We start from the raw sequence: 17,245 nt of genomic DNA on the forward strand, positions 1-17,245 counted from the left end.
ATTTTCATGGTAGTTGAAGATGAAAAAAGCAATTTATCACAGATTATTAAATTCAGGAGACTTCATTAATCTTTGGAAAAATTCGTTTTTGGCTTCCCTGTATTCATCCATCTTTTTGCCTTCATACTTCCTCTTTAGCTCATCATATTCCATCCTGTAAGCATCACTTCGTAATAAAACATCTCTGAACTTCCAAATATAATCATATTCAGAATCAATGACACTTAATTGTACTCCTAAAGGAGGAATTTTTGTATCGTCTTTAAATGAACTGAAGAATGAAGTTTTTACACTGCCATCATTAAGTTCATATAATTGTGAAAGTGCTTGTACGGCTTTAGAGAAGTGTTCAGGAATTACACGCACTTGTATATCTAAATCACCCTTTGTAAGGCAATTAGGTATAGCTGTACTTCTTATGTGCTGGATATCAGCTTCTGCCAGAAGTTCTTTAATTATTTTTTTATGCACTAAGAAAGCTTTCTCCACTTCTCTATTACTTGCGACTTAGAAAGCGATATGAATTTAGTTTGTAACCTAAAATTTCAAAAAACAGCTCATCCTTTAAAGTTTGAGCTGTTTTTGGATTTCTATCTATTGATTGTTGAAATTATTTCTGTGAAGTAGTATTGGAGAGGTACACTGATAATATTGAGTATTTATAGTGGGAATGGGAATGGTATTGGAGTTGGATAAGCATGTATGTTTTATTACATATTTCATATAGGATTTTCACTAGACTTAGAGCTTAGAAATAGTGAAAAAATTAAGCACGAGGCGCTGGCCGATAAAAAGAAGAGAGCATCTGTAAACTACACAGCTGCCCTCCTGATTTTCTCCAAGATCCATTATTAATCTCGTAATTCTGTACAATGAAATATTTAATCTACCGGACGGTCATCAAAATCATAGTCTACCGGGCCAGGAGCTACACGTGCATTTGTTAATGCCGGAGTTTCCGGACGGGCAATTTGATACACACTGGCACCGACAATTTCAGCTGCTTGCTGCAATTTTTCTTTCGATATCTTATCCAGTGTATCTGTAGGCTGGTGATACCAAGGCTCTACAGGGGAATGGATAAACAAGGCGGATGGAATGCCAAGCTCATGGAATGGTTGGTGGTCACTCCTGCCCAGCTGTCCATAAGGAATCGCAACATCCATCGTTCTGGCCCCTGCTGAGGAACCCAGGTCCGTCACAAGGTTTTTCATTCCATCAATGGTATACATAATCAAACCACCTGCAGGATTATCCTCGCCAGCATCACGTCCGCCTATCATATCCATTTGGAAGTGAGCCACCATGCGGTCTACATCCTCTTTGGGAAGGGAATCTGCATAGAAGGATGATCCAACGAGCCCTCTTTCCTCAGATCCGAACGTGAGGAAGCGAATTTCAGTGTCAATTGGCGTTTTGGCCAGGATCCTTGCCAGTTCCAGGACAGCTGATACACCCGAAGCATCATCGTTTGCACCAGGGCCGCCCGGGACAGAGTCATGATGGGCTCCAACAGTCACGATTTGACCATTATCCTTATTGGCTTTTGGTTTTAGGGAAGCGATGACATTGTAGGATGTCTTTTCGATTCTTTCAGCTTTTCCCACTTCCAGAGTGGACGTGATTTGTTTAGTTTTAAGCTGTTCGACCAACTCTAACCCTTGGGCTTGGGTAATGGCTACAGCAGGTATATTTTGCCCCGCTGATACTTGTCCGAAATTATTTCCTGATGGTGAGTTGTTGTACATTAAAACGCCAACCGCTCCTTTATTTAGGACATTCTGAACCTTTTCAACAAAGGTAATGTCCCCACGTTCAACTAGTGCAATTTTCCCAGATACATTTTCTCCAACTTCCTCTGGCTTTGCTTTTCCAACATTAACAAGTTCGGCCGTTACCTTCCCGCTGATACTGCCGCTAATGGCACGCGGTGTTCCCCCTAAATCACTGTCACCAATTTTCACTTTTACATTTTGCACCGTATCATAGATGGGAAAAGGCTGAATCTTTGTTTCAAAACCAAGACTCTTAAACTGACTTTCTATGTATTTGACTGCACGGAGCTCCCCTTCTGTACCAGCAGCCCTCGGTTGCTCTGATAGATAGGCAATCGTATTATACATTTTGTCCGCACTAATTTTTTTGATAACTTTGTTATCAAAAGCTGTGTCAGACTGGGCATTTGTTGCCCCGTTTGTTTGTGCAAATACTGTACCAGTTGATAGAACCATACCCGCAGCTAATAGTACTGTTAGTGATTTTCTATACATATATTCCCTCCTTATTCATAATATTCCTAATTATGTATTTAACTGAATAGTTTGTAAATGAGTCATTAGTCTTTAAATTCCAACTATCAATCGGTGTCTGACACCCGCTCTCTTTGAATCGAACGATTTTTCTCTTTCCCATTAAAATTCTATATTAATTCATATTTAATCATATCATTTAAAACTTTTCGTTGTCTGAAGAGATTGAAGTTCATCTTAAACTAAACCGCCCCGTTAGTTCCATAAGGGGTCTTACCACATGCCCATCAAGTTAAAATTTCTTTATAACCCAAAACGAAAAAAGCTATCTTCAGCAGCATTTACAGAAAGAATAGCTTATTTTTTCGTTTTGGGTATAATCCTTTTTCTTAGCTTGATGGCGATAGGCGGTACCCAAATAAACAGACAAATTTATCTGAAAACTTCTTCGATTTTTGGTTTAAAATAGGAATAATGTAAGATAAATCTATTTTTCTTGTATGATAAAGTAGAATAGTAGGAAAATGAATCGAAGGATGTGGTATTATTTTATGTTAAATGTAAAAAAAATGTCGTTTGTTGTTTTTATTTGTTTCATGTTTTTTATACCCAATTCAATCTTTGCTCAAGAAATTTTACACAATGGAAGTCAAGGACAAGCAGTTTATGACTTACAAGAAAATTTAAAGAAAATGGGTTACTTTAACAGTCAACCAACAGGGTATTATGGTTCAATTACTGATCATGCAGTGAAACAACTTCAACTAGATTCTGGACTATTACCAGATGGAGTTTTTGGATTCCAAACACAACAAAAATTAAATAGTATTGAAATGATGGCCAGGGTTGTTCATGGAGAAGCTCGAGGAGAAACTTATAAAGGAAAAGTAGCTGTCGCTGCAGTAATTTTGAACCGAATGTCAACGCCAGGTTTTCCTAAAAATACTTACGATGTTATTTTCCAGACAAATGCTTTTACAGCTGTACATGATGGGCAATATTATTTGACCCCAAATAGCTATTCTTATCGAGCTGTTATTGATGCATTACAAGGTTGGGATCCTACTCATGGTTCTGTTTATTATTATAATCCGTTCTCGGCAACAGATGAATGGATTTTCACTAGGGAAACAGTCATTAGAATAGGCAACCACTTATTTGCAAAGTAAAACTAATATCATACATATTGAGGAATGATATTTTTATAGTTTCGAATTATAAATATCCCATTAACTATGTAGTGGGGTATAGTCGAAAGGTCGGGCAGTAGTTGCCCGACCTTTTTGGCGGTACCCCCATTAAAAAAAGCTGCCTTAAAGACAGCTCCTATCTTCAGCTAACGCACCCGTTAGTTGAAGATAGGAGCTGACAAAACAAACCGTGAAACAAAAAAAGCCTCTATTAATTAGAGGTTTTTTTAGAACTATCTTGCATAACTTTATCAATAGCTGAGATAGCAGATTCTATATCGTCACAGGTTTCGATAATTTTTGTATCCAAATGTGTTAATTCATAACAATTATTGTCATAGCATACAGACATTAACGGTATACCATTTTTGTTTTTGAAAGTTAATGTTATTTCACAGTTATTATACTGGTTTAAGGTTTCTAACATTGTTTTAATGTGGTCTAAGGACATATCGTCTTAGTCTCCCTTCTATTACAGAGGGAAGATGACTAAGAGAAGTCTGGAGGTGCCCCATATAATTCTAATTTTAACTCTAATTAACTATAACATACTAATGATTAAAAGTATTGTTATTCGATGTAGCTATACAGTACGAATACATCACAATTGTAACAAACCTGCCCTTTAAGTGCATTAAGAAATCCTGTATGGAAACAAATAAAACAATTAAAGAGCTAACAATGCTCATATATCCACAAAGCCTTTTCTGTCTTTTTGAAGTTCTGCTAAACCTATTACCAATATAAGTGTCCCTAAGAAAAACATACAATACGGCATTAAATCGGTTTTAGATTCAGTTATTAGTCTATAACTTGATAGAACAATAACAACTATTGCTAAGATAATTCTAACCATATAATCCCCCAATTATTTTTTTCATTAAAACACCCTTTATTTAATTGTAACATAATGGATAATTCAATTTGCCTCATAATTCGAATAAACTACGCTACTTAAACTACCCTTTCCCCTTTAGTTGCATAGCAAAAAGGTTGCTTCAGCAACCTCCCTTATTGAAGTAAAGCACCCGTTAGTTTAAGTACAAAACTTCGCATACTTTTTGCAGTTAAATTACCCTTTGCTTATAAACAATATTAAGTACTTTTCCCTTGGTTCAAAAGAAAAAGCTCTAGGAACCGCCTTCAACTATCTTTGCAAAGTCATCAAGAGTAGTTGAATACTTGATATAAATTCGTGGTAAAAGATAAAGTTCGTCTTTAATGCCCTTCTCAGAAAATAGTTCAGGAGTTGTCGTAAGTCCAAACAAATAATATTTCTTCGTTTCTTCTACGACCTTGCCATTGAAATTTCCGTATGGATACGCAAGAGCATTTACTGGTTTGCCTGTTATTTTTTGAATTTTATCTTTGGACCCTTTCAGTTCATATTCATAATTTTTTATTTCCGTCAAATCAGGATGTGTAGCAGTATGAGACTGGATTGAGATTATACCCGAATCAGCCATCATTTTTAAATCCGATTTCGATAATCGGTTTGAACGACCGATAAAGTCAGAAATAACAAAAATGGTACCACTTGGTTTAAAACGTTCGTTTTCAAGTTTTTGAAAGATAGCAAATGCATTCAGATTGTTTTTGTATCCGTCATCAAAAGTAATGAAAATGGGTTTATTTTCTTTATCAATATCTTGCCAACGATCAAAAGTTAATAATGTGTAGCCATGGTCTTTTAAATAAATCATTTGTTTCTGGAAATTATCAGGAGTTACATATAGCTCCTTAGAACCCTGCCCAGTAAACTCGTCAATCGAATGATAAATTAAAATAGGTACTTTTCGTTGAGCAAAAACTTGTGATGGAAGAATTAAGATAAGAAGACATAGGAAAAACATTACAACCTTTTTCATAAAATTCCTCGCTTTGCATCCTTTTTATATCTTTACAATTTATTGTGCCTCAAAAGCATAATTCTATTATGATTTCTCCCATATTTGATTCTATCTCCCATTGATCATCAATGGTGACTTTCCTTGAAATAAGCTACTTTAATTGTTTATTCATTCCCCACTGGAAGTACAACAGTAAATGGTTTTAATTCCTTAGCTGGGACCAAGCTTGAAAAATCAAATAGCAACATTGTATTTTCCAGCTTAAAATTCTCATTCCTTTCTTCTCCGTTTAAGTCAAAAGTAGATTGGTAGTGTACTGTTGCCTTATCAATCATTTTTACTTTATTAAAGGGAATACCGTGGTTTTTAGGAGGCCATGGATTTTCCGGGTCGATCTTAGTTAAATATTCCTTATCAACCAACCAGAAAAGGTATTTCAAATTTTGGTTAATTATTTCAAGTTTACCTTTACTCAAATTTTTCGGAAGCCCTGTAAGTTGATAATCTATTACCAATTTCCCACCTTTTTGAGTAACATCATTTGCCTGCAGGCCTAAATTGAACCGTGTGCTTTTTAAGGTGAAAGATTTAATATTTTTTCTTGTTGAATTGGAATATCAAAATTCCATTCACCTTTTATCCCGTTGATATTATGAATCGTTATGGGAAGAGTAGAATTCTCCTTAAATGATTTATAAGGATATACCATTTTCCATTGAAAGTTATATCCATTTTCCACTTTCTTAATGTCATTTGACTTTCCATTTAGCCAAGGGGTCATGATCTCCTTTATTGTGTTCAAAGTTTACATCAAAGCTTACTTCTCCTTTTTCGTTATACACCTCTTCAACATCTTCATCTACAAATCCTGTAATTGATATTACATTGCCATCAAAGTAAGCGCTGGTCAGTTTTACAGTTACCCCATTTTTAAATTCTCTCTCAGCTGTTGAATTGCATCAATCAGCAATAATGATTCTTCAATGTTTGGATTTACCTGACCCGGCAGGTTTGACAATATCTCATCACTCAAAGGAACAACATTGCTTTTTCTCTTTAGGACATGCCCCGAACATCGTATGACAATCCTGGTGAGCCAGGTCATAAAATACTCCGGATTTTTTAACGAATGGATAGATGTAAAGGCCTGATAAGTTGCTTCTTGGACAACATCCAACGCATCTTCTTCGTTATGTACATAAAGATAGGCAGTACGGTAGATTCTTTCATAATGTTGTTGAACTAACTTTTCAAAGGCGCTTTTATTACCTTTGATTGCTTTTTTAACTAGCCGGTGGCTTTCTATTTCCATCTTATTTGACCCCCTTTACTAATAATTAGTGGAATCTATACTCAAAAAAGTTTCAAAAAGTTAAAGTATTTTAAGAAAAAGCATAACATGCAAATAAAAACCTAAGTTAAAAAAAATAAACAGAAACCGCTTTGCGATTTCTGCTTTTTTAAACTGTTGCTTTTTTTTGATAGCTTTTGAATTTGTTGAGTGTATTCTGCGACTCAAAGGTGTTGTGAGTTTACACTTTATTCTACAAAATCGCTTATTGTAGATATGACACAAACTACATAAAAAAAACGGATTTACCGTCTAATGAATTGTATAAGATTTTTTTGGTTTAATTACCTGTAGCTATTTTAGGATTTAGGAATTATTTTTTGTCCTGTAAATAATTAGACTGTTTATAAGTTGTGTAATGGCTCCTAACCCTAAATAAACAAAACCTGATATGGAAACAGCCATTCCTTCAAAACCTCCTACAACTAAAGGGCCAGATACGATACTAATAATGCCTAAAAAGATGAAAATAAGTGGACAAACAATTGCTATTCCTTTTTTGTTCTTTCTAAGAGCTATTACAAAAGTAACTAGAAGTATAAAGGTAATCCCGTAGCTTGCATAAGGAGAGAATAAAATATCCATTAAATCACCTCGTTCATAACAACAGTTTAAAAACCTATTTTACCATAAAAATCCAATAATTAGATTTAAATATCATTTTTCTATTCTCATTGTTCAGTATTTATTGCACAGTTCGAATACAATTTGCGTGTTGAACTATCCTGCCGCTTAAGTTCCATAAGAAAAAGCTGCCTTAAAGACAGCTCCATCTTCAGCTAACGCACCCGTTAGTTCATTAAGATTTATTGTAGAGTTGAAATAAATAGTGCAGTAAGGATTAATGCCAAAAGAGAAAAAAATTAATTTTTCTTATCATTTTCAAGTAAATCAATAATTCTATTGTAAATTCGTTTTATCAATAATCTTATGGAACTATCCTGACCCGATAATTCCATATGCAAAAGCAACTCCCTTATTCAAGTAAAGCACCTATTAGTTCAACAAGATTAGCTTATTATTTATTCACCCTCATCAATCTCATCTTCAAATTCAGAATTCGATACAATAAATTCTTTTAAGCTAGAAGCTAATTCTTCTAATTCTTCGGTTTCGTGATACCAAATATAAATTTTACCATCCATTACCGTATCAACAATCCGAAAACATAATATGTCCCCTGTACCATCTTCACCAATAGATATTAGGTCATCAGCCATTCTTTCATCTCTCACATCTTGATTTTGTCTTACAATATCATCCCAGGTTCTCTTTAAGTTTTTGGAGTCTTTAATAGGAAACAGAGTCCATACATCAATCTGAGCATTGTTAGATAGTTTAAAAAGTTCTTTGAATTGTTTGGGAAATACAACTCTTAATTGTTCTTCTGCTGATTTTATATCTACATCCGTAACACCAGGTTTTCTTGTGTCAATCAAATCGATTACATCATTCATTTAATACGTACCATCCCTTCAAATTCTTTTACATAAAACTTCTTGATTTTTCTTCAAAAACCTTATTCAGCTATCCTGACCCGATATTTCATAAGAAAAAGAGCAGCCAATTTCAAGAATATGAGATTAATTAGGAAAACTTGGAATTTAAGTTGTTGTATATTAAGATAGTATATGATGAATAATTTCCATAAATAGGAGGAGACATATGAAAAAGAAAATTCTACATACGGTACTTTCGATTGCAGTAGGAGCAGGGATACTATCCGTTGGTGGTGTTCCCGCCCAAGCTAAGAGTCAAAATCAGGAGATGAATGACACATACGCAATAGCTTTTAAAAGTGGATTACCAGAGAATTATCAAGAGGTAATACGGAAAGCTGGTGGTAAAGTAACCAAAGTTCTTCCCGAAGTTGGAGGAATAGAAGCTCAATCTGACGAGCCTTCTTTTCTTAAAAACCTAAAAAGTAATTCTTCAATTGAGGCTGCTAACAGAGAAATTCCCCTAACGTTAAACAAAACAGCAGTCAGCCCTTATAACTATGAGTCTAGTATCATCAGCCAGCAAAAATCAGAGAGTTATTGGGACTCCCAATGGGATATTCAAAGGGTGACCAACGACGGGAAATCATATGATTTAGAAACAGGCGGATATAAAAATAAAGATGGCAGTATTACTCATAAAGCAGTGGTGGGAGTGATTGATACTGGAATTGATGAGTCTCATCCTGACTTAAAGAATAATATAATAGGTGGACGTAATCTTGTTCCTGCTGGAATGGATGAATCTGAAACAGGTGATCCCACTGATATAAAAGATCGCAATGGGCACGGTACCCACGTTGCCGGGATCATTGGAGCAAATGGTAAAGTAAGCGGTGTAGGACCAGATTTAGGAATCCGATCCTATCGCGTATTATACTCAGAGCAAGCCCTTGGATTACCCACTTGGATTATAGATGGAATTATTGCAGCAACAAATGACAAGGTAGATGTTATTAATATGTCTCTTCGTTTCTATAATAATACCAAAATGACAATTGAGGGAGAAAGTTATAAATCAGTCGCTGAAACGTTACTTTGGAAGAGAGCAATTCAATATGCAGTAAAGAATGGAGTAACTGTAGTAGCCGGTAGTGGTAATGAAAGTTTAAATTTAGATGACAAGAAGGAAGTAAACGAATTTTTAAATAAAATGTATGAACCATATGGAATGAGCGTGAAAGGGCCTGCAACTGTGGTACCAGCACAAATGCCAGGAGTTATTAATGTGTCTGCCTCCACAAAATGGTCCACTCAACAGCTTGCTTTCTACTCTAATTATGGAAACAGTGCTATTGACGTGGCAGCTCCTGGAGGAGATTACGGGCCTAAATATGCAGAAACCAATGATCCTGCGACGGCTGATCCTAGTAACTTAATCCTAAGTACTTGGCCTACCTATTTAGGTACTCCATATGAGTTTAATGCTGGCACTTCTATGGCCACTCCTCAAGTAGCTGGAATTGCAGGAGTTATTAAGGCAGCTCATCCGGAGTATAAACCTGCCCAAGTAACAGCACGTATTAAGCAAACAGCTATTGATTATGGAAAGAATGGACAAGATGCTTTATTTGGTTCAGGAGAAGCAAATGCTTATAGAGCATTAGAAAATATAAAGAAGTAGCTTATGCTTCTAAATAAGATGTAATATTAAAAGTACAAGGAAAGATTCTTGATCAGAAACTGCAACACGAACAGTAATTGGAAAAAATATATCCATAAAAAAACGCTTCTTTGCTCAACAAAGAAACTATATGCCCGAAATATAAAAAACAGAAACACATAAAATGCGTGAAGCCATATTCTAATTAACACAACTCACCAGTTAAAATTCATTCCCAACTTAATTGTTGGGATTTTTTTGTTTTATCTTAATTACAATTTCTAGTCCAAGTAAAAAAACATTTTCCAATTTGTGTTATGGAACTATCCTGCCCCGTTAGTTGCATAAGAAAAAGCTGCCTTAAAGACAGCTCCGATCTTCAGCTAACGCACCCGTTAGCTAAAAAACTTTCTCTAAATAAACGGATTCCAATCAGGGTCTATTATATCTTTCCCATTTGGCTTTCTTACAAACCCAATACAGCCTTCTTCGCATGCCCCAAACTTAACGAAGTTTTTTTGTGCTTGCCTTAATGAAACTTCATTAGCCCCGCCTTCGTAATCAGGGTCTCGAAATTGAACACCATCATCTTCCCAAAAGCATATTTTGCAAATTGCATATGTATCGGTAGGTTCTTCATCTAATGTTTTATATCCACAGCAAGGACAAGTATATTTCATACAATCACCTCGATCTTTTTATGAATTTTTACCATGCTTTCTTTTTCCACTATCCTGCCCCGATAGTTCCATAAGAAAAAGGCTGCCTTAAAGACAGCTCCGTTCTTCAGCTAACGAACCCGTTACCTGAAGAAATACATTGTATAAAACTACCTCATTGCACTTCCCAACATAACCATGCCAATAAATCCATATACAACTGTAACTCCCAAACCATACAAAACTAAGTTATCTTTTTTAACTAGTCTGATCAGTTCAAAGAAAGAAATTACAATCCGTATAACCAACAACAGTCCAAATATACATAAAAATGACATCCCGATAGTCATTGGAATCTCTGTCACTAACCTCATACCATCTGACTCATCATTTGAGATTACCCCGATCCCCATTCCAATATAAATCCACAAAAATGATCTCAATATCAATGTAAAGAATAAAATGTAGTAACGCTGAACATTAGGTGCTAAAGAAGAATCCACAGACGTTATCCATTTTATAAAATACTTGATACATAACCTACACGAAATAATAGGATGTAACCAGGCAAATATAAAATCTGTTTCATCGTCCTTAACATAAGAATTCTTTCCAAATGTCATTTTAATTATATTTGATTCGTTTTTCTTCTTTTTCTTCTTTTTCATCTTCAACAACCAATCTAATAGTCATAGTATAATTCGATATTCTTCAATCGAAATTATATCATAAACGAGAATAAAACTTTTCTGTGTTAAAGGATCATATATGTATAAACCAACATTAAATCACTTTTTTCCTTATTCAACTAACCTGCCCGTTAGTTAATTAAGGATAGTTTTTCACATTCAAAAGGCCACCAAATGATGGCCTTTTTTAAACACAGGTGGTGAAATAAAAAATGTTAACCTATTTAAAACTTTTGTGACATTACTTCTAATTTACTATGAAAATGAGGTTGACCGTGGGTAATGACCAAAGAGTAAAATGAAGACAAGCTTATGGTATTATAATCCGCCAAAAAGTCCTCTAATTCACTTCTAATACTATGGACAAATTCTTCGTTTTGTTCTGCCTGGATTTACGCCAATGTGTACAGAAGGAAGATAAGGACAAGTATCTTACCATTGAAATATCAGTTTACTGCTCCTTACGTTTATGAGGTATCAAGTCATTGGGGAATTGAGATTTCAGAATATTAGCTTCGCTTATTTTCGACATAAGCACGCGACTATAGACTTAAGTGAATTTTTTAAGTTAACAGAAACACCTTTGTACTCAAGGAATATGTTACATTTCGAGTTCTTACTGAAAGGAATTTCTTAATCAACACTAATGTTACCAAGGAATTTGTTTTCCATCTCTAAAGAACCCTCCGGAAGGTCCTTCAGGTCCGATCGTCGCTAGCCAAAGGATAGACTCCGCCGCTTGCTTTGGCGTTCTTGGAGCCGATGGTCCACCCATATCTGAGCTTACCCATCCCGGATCGACCGCGTTTATTTTGATATCATCTTTGATTTCTGCCGCTACCAATCGCGTCAATCCATTTATGGCAAGTTTAGACAACTTATATGCGCCTACTCCTTGATATGACATTTCACTCATCGATCCATATTCTGAAGAAACATTAATAATTCTCCCATAACCTTGCTTTTCCATGAGTGGAATAAAGGAATGAATCACATGGTAAACCCCAAAGAAATTAGTTGCCATCGTCCCCTCTAGAATTGAAGGTTCCATATTCAATAACTTTTCATTTTCACCCAAATAAACGCCACCATTATTTATCAATACGTCTAATCTTCCATACTTCTCATTTATTGCAACCGAAGCTTGATGGATGCTTTCTTGATTGGTGACATCCATCTCTACACACGAAACATCCAGATCTAACTCCTTAAGTTTTTGCGTAGCTTCATAACCTTTCATTGGATCCCGACTTGCCAAAATGACCTTAAAACCCTTCAACGCCAATTGCTTGACCAGCTCATATCCAATTCCCCGATTCCCGCCGGTGACAAGTGCAACTTGTTTATCGTGTGACATTTAACTCCTCCGTTTCTCGCCTAATAATAACCTTGGCTATAGGCTAGGTTAAGTTTTAGATTTGCTTTTTAATTAAAGTAACACCTGGAAATCCAATTGGACAGGCATGATAATTCAATAATGATCGAAAAATTGTTATACATTGTTGAATGAATACCTTATCTAGAAAGTTGTTTTATAGGACTGTACATGTAGTTTCTTAGTAAAATAAATACTACACTCAATAATAACGATAATAACCCCACTAGTATGACGTATTGTGTACCCATTTCTGATATAAATAATCCACCTACAGCTGTACCGATTGTTGTTCCTAAGTTAACGGATGATAAAAATAATCCATTAGCGAAATCGGGAGCTTCTGGGGCTGCAGACGTAATCCAATATTGATTAATATTAGTTCCTATACCAGCCAAAATTCCCCAAACTAAAGTAATGATACCCATAGGTAAAGTAAACTGTCCTAATAAGAATAATATGATGTAAACGGCTCCCAATGCAAAAGGAAAAGATACTACAGATTTGATGGCATCTTTTGTAAGTAAATTCCCCGCCATAATGTTCCCAATAATATTTGCCCCTCCGAATATGACCAACATTAAACTAATTGATTTCCCAGAAATATTCGTAACAGTTTTAAGATACTCAGCAAGATAACTATACACCCCAAATACTGCTGAATTCAGTAAAATGACAGCAACAATGGAAAGCCATATAATTGGGTTTTTTAATACCGATAATTGAGCTCCGTAAGAAAGTCTTTCTTTAACAGGCATAGAAGGGAATAATACTAATGTAGCAATAAATACTATAGCGTTCACGATGGCGAAAAATGCCATTGATATTTGAAACGAAACTGTACTAGCAAGAAAACTTGCGATTGGTACACCGAGTACCATTCCCGCAGATACTCCAATAAAAACTTTTGAAACAGCTTTTGGAGCTTCTTCCTTGCTAACTGAGTTAGCAGCCATTGTAAAAGCTGCTGAAAAATAGATTGGATGAAATATGGCTGGAATCACACGCGCAATTATTGCAATGGCAAAGTTAGATGTAAATATAGAAACAATGTTACCTGTAACGAAAATACCAAGTACTAGTAACATTGCCTTCTTTCGATTTATCCCCGAAAATAATAGCGGCATAGTTGGACCAGATACAGCAACAACAAGGGCAAAAAGACTCACCAGCAACCCTGCTTTTGATACACTGACATGAAAGTGATCAGCAATATAGGGTAATATCCCTATAACCCCCATTTCAGTATTTATGATGCCGAAGGCCCCTATGGTCAATGTGAATATAAGTAAATTATTTCGTTTAGACATAAAATAGATTTCCTTCTTTCTTTCTTGAAGTGTTATCTTCTAGTTGCGTAAAGGTGAGTTATTTAGGGAGCTATCTTGCCTTAATCAGTTAGTCAACTTTTTCAATTGTAACTGTAAAATCACTGTTGATATCTTGAAATTTCTCTACTCCAGATTCGATCTTCCCTAGTTTAATAAGCCCATCTGAATATCTAAAATCATTATAATATATAGCTAAATTTCCCCATGGAGCATAATAAGTGAAGTCTCCAGCTGTAGGGTCAATTCCTGATGGTGCCCCTTCAGTTGATAATTTATTTGATGGATAACTAATTTTTTCCGTACCTGCATAATCTTCAAATGTTAATGTAAGTGGGAGTAATGATAAAAAATCCTTACTTGTTTGATTATCATCCATGTTGACAATGACTTCTTCGTTGTTAAATGTTAATTTTATTCGTATATCTCCCATAGCATCTGCCCCTTCATTATCAAGTGTAGAATCCTGGCTATCCCCGCTGTTTGATTCATCAGCTGTCACTCCTTGTTTACTGCTTTGATGGATAGCCAAACTTTCTTCGCTACTTGTATTTCCTTCATTGGTCCTGCTATTGCAAGCTGTTAAAAACATTGAAGATACTGTGAGTGATAACAGTATCTGTTGGACGGTTTTATTCATTAAATTCCCCCAGTTTACTTATAAAAAAGTTCCGTATACAAATTAGTTCCTTTGTTAAAAAACGGCTCTTTGATTTGAGGCATTTTAAAATTTCATCAAAGCGTTTTTCTGAAAGTGGAGCAGTTGGCATGACTCCAGCATTTCTCAAAACGGTTAAATGAATGCAATTTTTTGATTATTGAGCAAACCAATTAAAAATGTTGATTATCTTTAGGGAAGTTAGGTGACCTAAATATGTAGAAAAAAGATAGAAGAATACCCAAAAGCCAAGAAGCCACACTAAAAAGGCTTTTATTGAACTGAAAATCCAAGTGTGAATCCCGACAAGAGTAGCGGGATTCACGCAGTGGATTTCACTCAAAGTACCATTAGCATGCAAAGCTACCTACGATCTTCCAACACAAGCCTTATTTTTTTTTCAGATTTTCTTTGAAGAAGGACCCGAGCTTGTCAAAGGGGATCAAATTCACACGGTCGTACAGATCCACATGACCTGCGCCCGGAACAATGTAGAGTTCCTTCGGTTCACCCGCCAGCTTGAAGGCGTCTTGGCTAAACTCTCTGGAATGAGCGTTTTCACCCGTGATGAAAAGCATAGGACGAGGAGAAATCGTCTCTATGTCTTCGAACGGGTAAAAATTCATGAACTTGACGTTACTGGTCAGCGTTGGGTGTGTCGTGAGTTCAGGTGACGAGTCCTTTGGAGTGAATTCACCTCTTGGAGTGCGGTAGAAGTCATAAAACTCACGTTCAATGGCAGTAGAGTTTTCATTTAGTTCATGTACTGTCCCACTTGTGTATTTGGTTTTACCGCCTGTGAACTCCACATAGCGTTGCTCCGCTGCCTCTTCGAGAATCTTCTTTCTCTGCTCGAGAGTCTGCGAGTGTTTAAGCCCGTTACGGTTGGCGGCACCCATATCGTACATACTGACAGTCGCAATGGCTTTCATGCGCGGGTCGATCTTGGCTGCGCTGATGGCAAAGCTCCCGCTTCCACAAATCCCGAGAACACCAATCCGATCCCTGTCAACAAACGACCGGGTGCCTAGGAAATCCATCGCAGCACTGAAATCCTCCGCATAGATATCCGGGGAAACCACGTTGCGAGGCTGACCCTCACTCTCTCCCCAGAAAGACAAATCCAAGGACAAAGTAACGAATCCCCGTTCAGCCATTTTGGTGGCATACAGATTCGCACTTTGTTCTTTTACTGCGCCCATAGGATGCCCGACAATGATCGCGGGATTTTTGGTGTTCTTCTTCAAACCTTTGGGAATAAAAAGATTCCCTACAACATTCATGTTGTATTGATTTTTAAACTCAACCTTCTTTATGGTTACCTTGTTGCTCTTGTAAAAGTTGTCTGCTCCATTGGACATGTCCGGCGTGTATGCAGCGCCAACGCCTGTCGTGGATGCAACGATGGTCGCGGATAAAAGCAAGCCCAGTGTTATCACTGTGAGTACACGCGTGCTAATAGATTTTTTTTTCATTTTAAATTACCTCCCTTGTTATTTATTCTAGCGTCCTTTTTTCATATATCAAATACTCATATCTCATATCAAGATATGCTTTATAAGCATTTCTCAAACGGTTATACTATAACATTATAAAGGAGGAGTGCTATATGGAATTTAGAGTTTTGCGATATTTTCTTACGGTTGCAAGAGAAGGAAGCATTACGGGTGCTGCTGATTTTTTGCATGTTACACAGCCAACCTTGTCAAGACAATTAAAAGACCTTGAACGAGAGTTGGGGAAAAAATTATTTAATCGCAGCAGTCACAGTATCATCCTCACAGATGAAGGAATGCTCCTGCGGAAGAGAGCAGAAGAAATCATTGATATGGTCGATAAATTAGAGGCAGAATTTAGTTCAATGGAAGAAACAATAACTGGTGATGTTTATATAGGTGGTGGGGAAACAGACGCTATGAGAGAGATTGCACGAGTAGTAAAGGATTTACAGATAAGTTATCCAAATATTCGGTATCACCTCCACAGCGGAAACGAAGACGATGTGACTGAACGGCTTGACAAAGGATTTCTTGACTTTGGTATTTTAATTCAACCAGCTGATTTATCAAAATACAATTATATCGATATCCCAGTCAAGGATGTTTGGGGCGTTGTTATGAGGAAAGACAGTCCTCTTGCTTTCAAAGATACAGTTCAAGCAGTGGATTTATTAAATGTTCCGGTAATTTGTTCGCGACAGGTTATGAAACAGACATTTTCTAAAAATGAATTTGCGGATTGGTTTGGTGAAGATTTTGATAAATTAAATGTTGTGACTACATACAATCTTGCATATAATGCTGCCATTATGGTTGATGAGGGCATTGGTTATGCAGTAGTCCTAGATAAAATAGTGAATACGTCTATTCATAGTAACCTTTGTTTTAGACCGCTAGCGCCAAGACTTGAATCTGGCTTAAATATTGTTTGGAAAAAGCATCATGTTTTTTCCGCTGCTTCTGATATCTTTTTAAAAGAAATTCAGGAGAAATTTTCGAATTCTTTATCAGATATATAGTGTTTTCAGAACTAATGGTCCCTTCTTTGCAGCTGGTTTGAAAAAATAAATCACACAAAAAAGGGACAATACCATGAAAAATAGGTACTGTCCCTTTATTATTAATAGGCTTATAAAACTAAACTGCCCCTTTAGTTCCATAAGAAAAAGCTGCCTTAAAGACAGCTCCAATCTTCAGCTAACGCACCCGTTATTTTAAGTGAAACCCTCACATACAACATTCTTATTGAAGAGAGAAGGACACATCACCCTCCTCCCTCCTTAATAAATAAGATA

The 17,245-nt window shown here is 36.2% G+C and carries 17 protein-coding genes; 3 read left to right on the forward strand and 14 right to left on the reverse strand.

Features of this window, described 5'->3' with window-relative positions; all coding sequences use genetic code 11:
• Positions 1-36: 36 nt before the first annotated feature.
• Positions 37-489 (reverse strand): GrpB family protein, encoded by a 453-nt coding sequence (locus tag ABOA58_RS16170; RefSeq protein ID WP_350299196.1) that lies wholly within the window; start codon positions 487-489, stop codon positions 37-39.
• 392 nt (positions 490-881) lie between these two features.
• Positions 882-2,270 (reverse strand): M28 family peptidase, encoded by a 1,389-nt coding sequence (locus tag ABOA58_RS16175; RefSeq protein ID WP_350299197.1) that lies wholly within the window; start codon positions 2,268-2,270, stop codon positions 882-884.
• Positions 2,271-2,800: 530 nt separating this feature from the next.
• Between ABOA58_RS16175 and ABOA58_RS16180 the strand changes: the two genes are divergently transcribed.
• On the forward strand, positions 2,801-3,418 hold the full coding sequence (locus ABOA58_RS16180; protein WP_350299198.1) for a cell wall hydrolase: 618 nt from the start codon (positions 2,801-2,803) through the stop codon (positions 3,416-3,418).
• Positions 3,419-4,124: 706 nt separating this feature from the next.
• On the opposite strand, the gene ABOA58_RS16185 is transcribed toward ABOA58_RS16180, so the two are convergent.
• The 6 genes from ABOA58_RS16185 to ABOA58_RS16210 all read right to left on the reverse strand — a co-directional run bounded on the left by ABOA58_RS16185 (position 4,125) and on the right by ABOA58_RS16210 (position 8,097).
• Positions 4,125-4,295, reverse strand: a complete 171-nt coding sequence (locus tag ABOA58_RS16185; protein ID WP_350299199.1) for a hypothetical protein — start codon at positions 4,293-4,295, stop codon at positions 4,125-4,127.
• 274 nt (positions 4,296-4,569) lie between these two features.
• Positions 4,570-5,307 carry a polysaccharide deacetylase family protein gene (locus tag ABOA58_RS16190; protein WP_350299200.1) on the reverse strand — a complete coding sequence of 246 codons (738 nt, stop codon included), beginning with the start codon at positions 5,305-5,307 and terminating at the stop codon, positions 4,570-4,572.
• Between the two features lie 146 nt (positions 5,308-5,453).
• The gene (locus ABOA58_RS16195; RefSeq protein ID WP_350299201.1) at positions 5,454-5,804 is read right to left on the reverse strand and encodes a hypothetical protein; all 351 of its coding nucleotides are present in this window, start codon (positions 5,802-5,804) and stop codon (positions 5,454-5,456) included.
• A 404-nt stretch (positions 5,805-6,208) separates the two neighbouring features.
• Positions 6,209-6,601: a sigma-70 family RNA polymerase sigma factor gene (locus ABOA58_RS16200; protein WP_350299202.1), complete on the reverse strand. Its 393-nt coding sequence runs from the start codon at positions 6,599-6,601 to the stop codon at positions 6,209-6,211.
• A gap of 345 nt (positions 6,602-6,946) precedes the next feature.
• On the reverse strand, positions 6,947-7,225 hold the full coding sequence (locus ABOA58_RS16205) for a YesK family protein (protein WP_350299203.1): 279 nt from the start codon (positions 7,223-7,225) through the stop codon (positions 6,947-6,949).
• A gap of 437 nt (positions 7,226-7,662) precedes the next feature.
• Positions 7,663-8,097 (reverse strand): SMI1/KNR4 family protein, encoded by a 435-nt coding sequence (locus ABOA58_RS16210; RefSeq protein WP_350299204.1) that lies wholly within the window; start codon positions 8,095-8,097, stop codon positions 7,663-7,665.
• A 208-nt stretch (positions 8,098-8,305) separates the two neighbouring features.
• On the opposite strand from ABOA58_RS16210, the gene ABOA58_RS16215 reads away from it, so the two are divergent.
• Positions 8,306-9,763 (forward strand): S8 family serine peptidase, encoded by a 1,458-nt coding sequence (locus ABOA58_RS16215; protein WP_350299205.1) that lies wholly within the window; start codon positions 8,306-8,308, stop codon positions 9,761-9,763.
• Between the two features lie 392 nt (positions 9,764-10,155).
• Here the strand turns inward: ABOA58_RS16215 and ABOA58_RS16220 are convergent, their stop codons facing one another.
• From ABOA58_RS16220 to ABOA58_RS16245, 6 genes are all read right to left on the reverse strand, one after another.
• Positions 10,156-10,422, reverse strand: a complete 267-nt coding sequence (locus ABOA58_RS16220; protein ID WP_350299206.1) for a CPCC family cysteine-rich protein — start codon at positions 10,420-10,422, stop codon at positions 10,156-10,158.
• A gap of 149 nt (positions 10,423-10,571) precedes the next feature.
• Entirely contained in the window at positions 10,572-11,069 is a 498-nt protein-coding gene (locus tag ABOA58_RS16225) for a hypothetical protein (protein ID WP_350299207.1), read from the reverse strand.
• A gap of 670 nt (positions 11,070-11,739) precedes the next feature.
• A complete protein-coding gene (locus ABOA58_RS16230) occupies positions 11,740-12,447 on the reverse strand; it encodes an SDR family oxidoreductase (RefSeq protein ID WP_350299208.1) in 708 nt (235 codons plus the stop codon).
• 158 nt (positions 12,448-12,605) lie between these two features.
• Complete coding sequence (locus ABOA58_RS16235; protein ID WP_350299209.1) at positions 12,606-13,775, reverse strand: MFS transporter; 1,170 nt, start codon at positions 13,773-13,775, stop codon at positions 12,606-12,608.
• Between the two features lie 88 nt (positions 13,776-13,863).
• Positions 13,864-14,433, reverse strand: coding sequence for a cyclophilin-like fold protein (locus tag ABOA58_RS16240; RefSeq protein ID WP_350299210.1), 570 nt, complete (start codon positions 14,431-14,433; stop codon positions 13,864-13,866).
• 407 nt (positions 14,434-14,840) lie between these two features.
• Positions 14,841-15,926, reverse strand: coding sequence for an alpha/beta hydrolase (locus tag ABOA58_RS16245; RefSeq protein WP_350299211.1), 1,086 nt, complete (start codon positions 15,924-15,926; stop codon positions 14,841-14,843).
• A gap of 134 nt (positions 15,927-16,060) precedes the next feature.
• On the opposite strand from ABOA58_RS16245, the gene ABOA58_RS16250 reads away from it, so the two are divergent.
• Complete coding sequence (locus ABOA58_RS16250; RefSeq protein ID WP_350299212.1) at positions 16,061-16,969, forward strand: LysR family transcriptional regulator; 909 nt, start codon at positions 16,061-16,063, stop codon at positions 16,967-16,969.
• Positions 16,970-17,245: the final 276 nt, after the last annotated feature.

Origin of the sequence: Peribacillus frigoritolerans, assembly GCF_040250305.1 — a bacterium.
Classification (GTDB): Bacteria; Bacillota; Bacilli; order Bacillales; family DSM-1321; genus Peribacillus.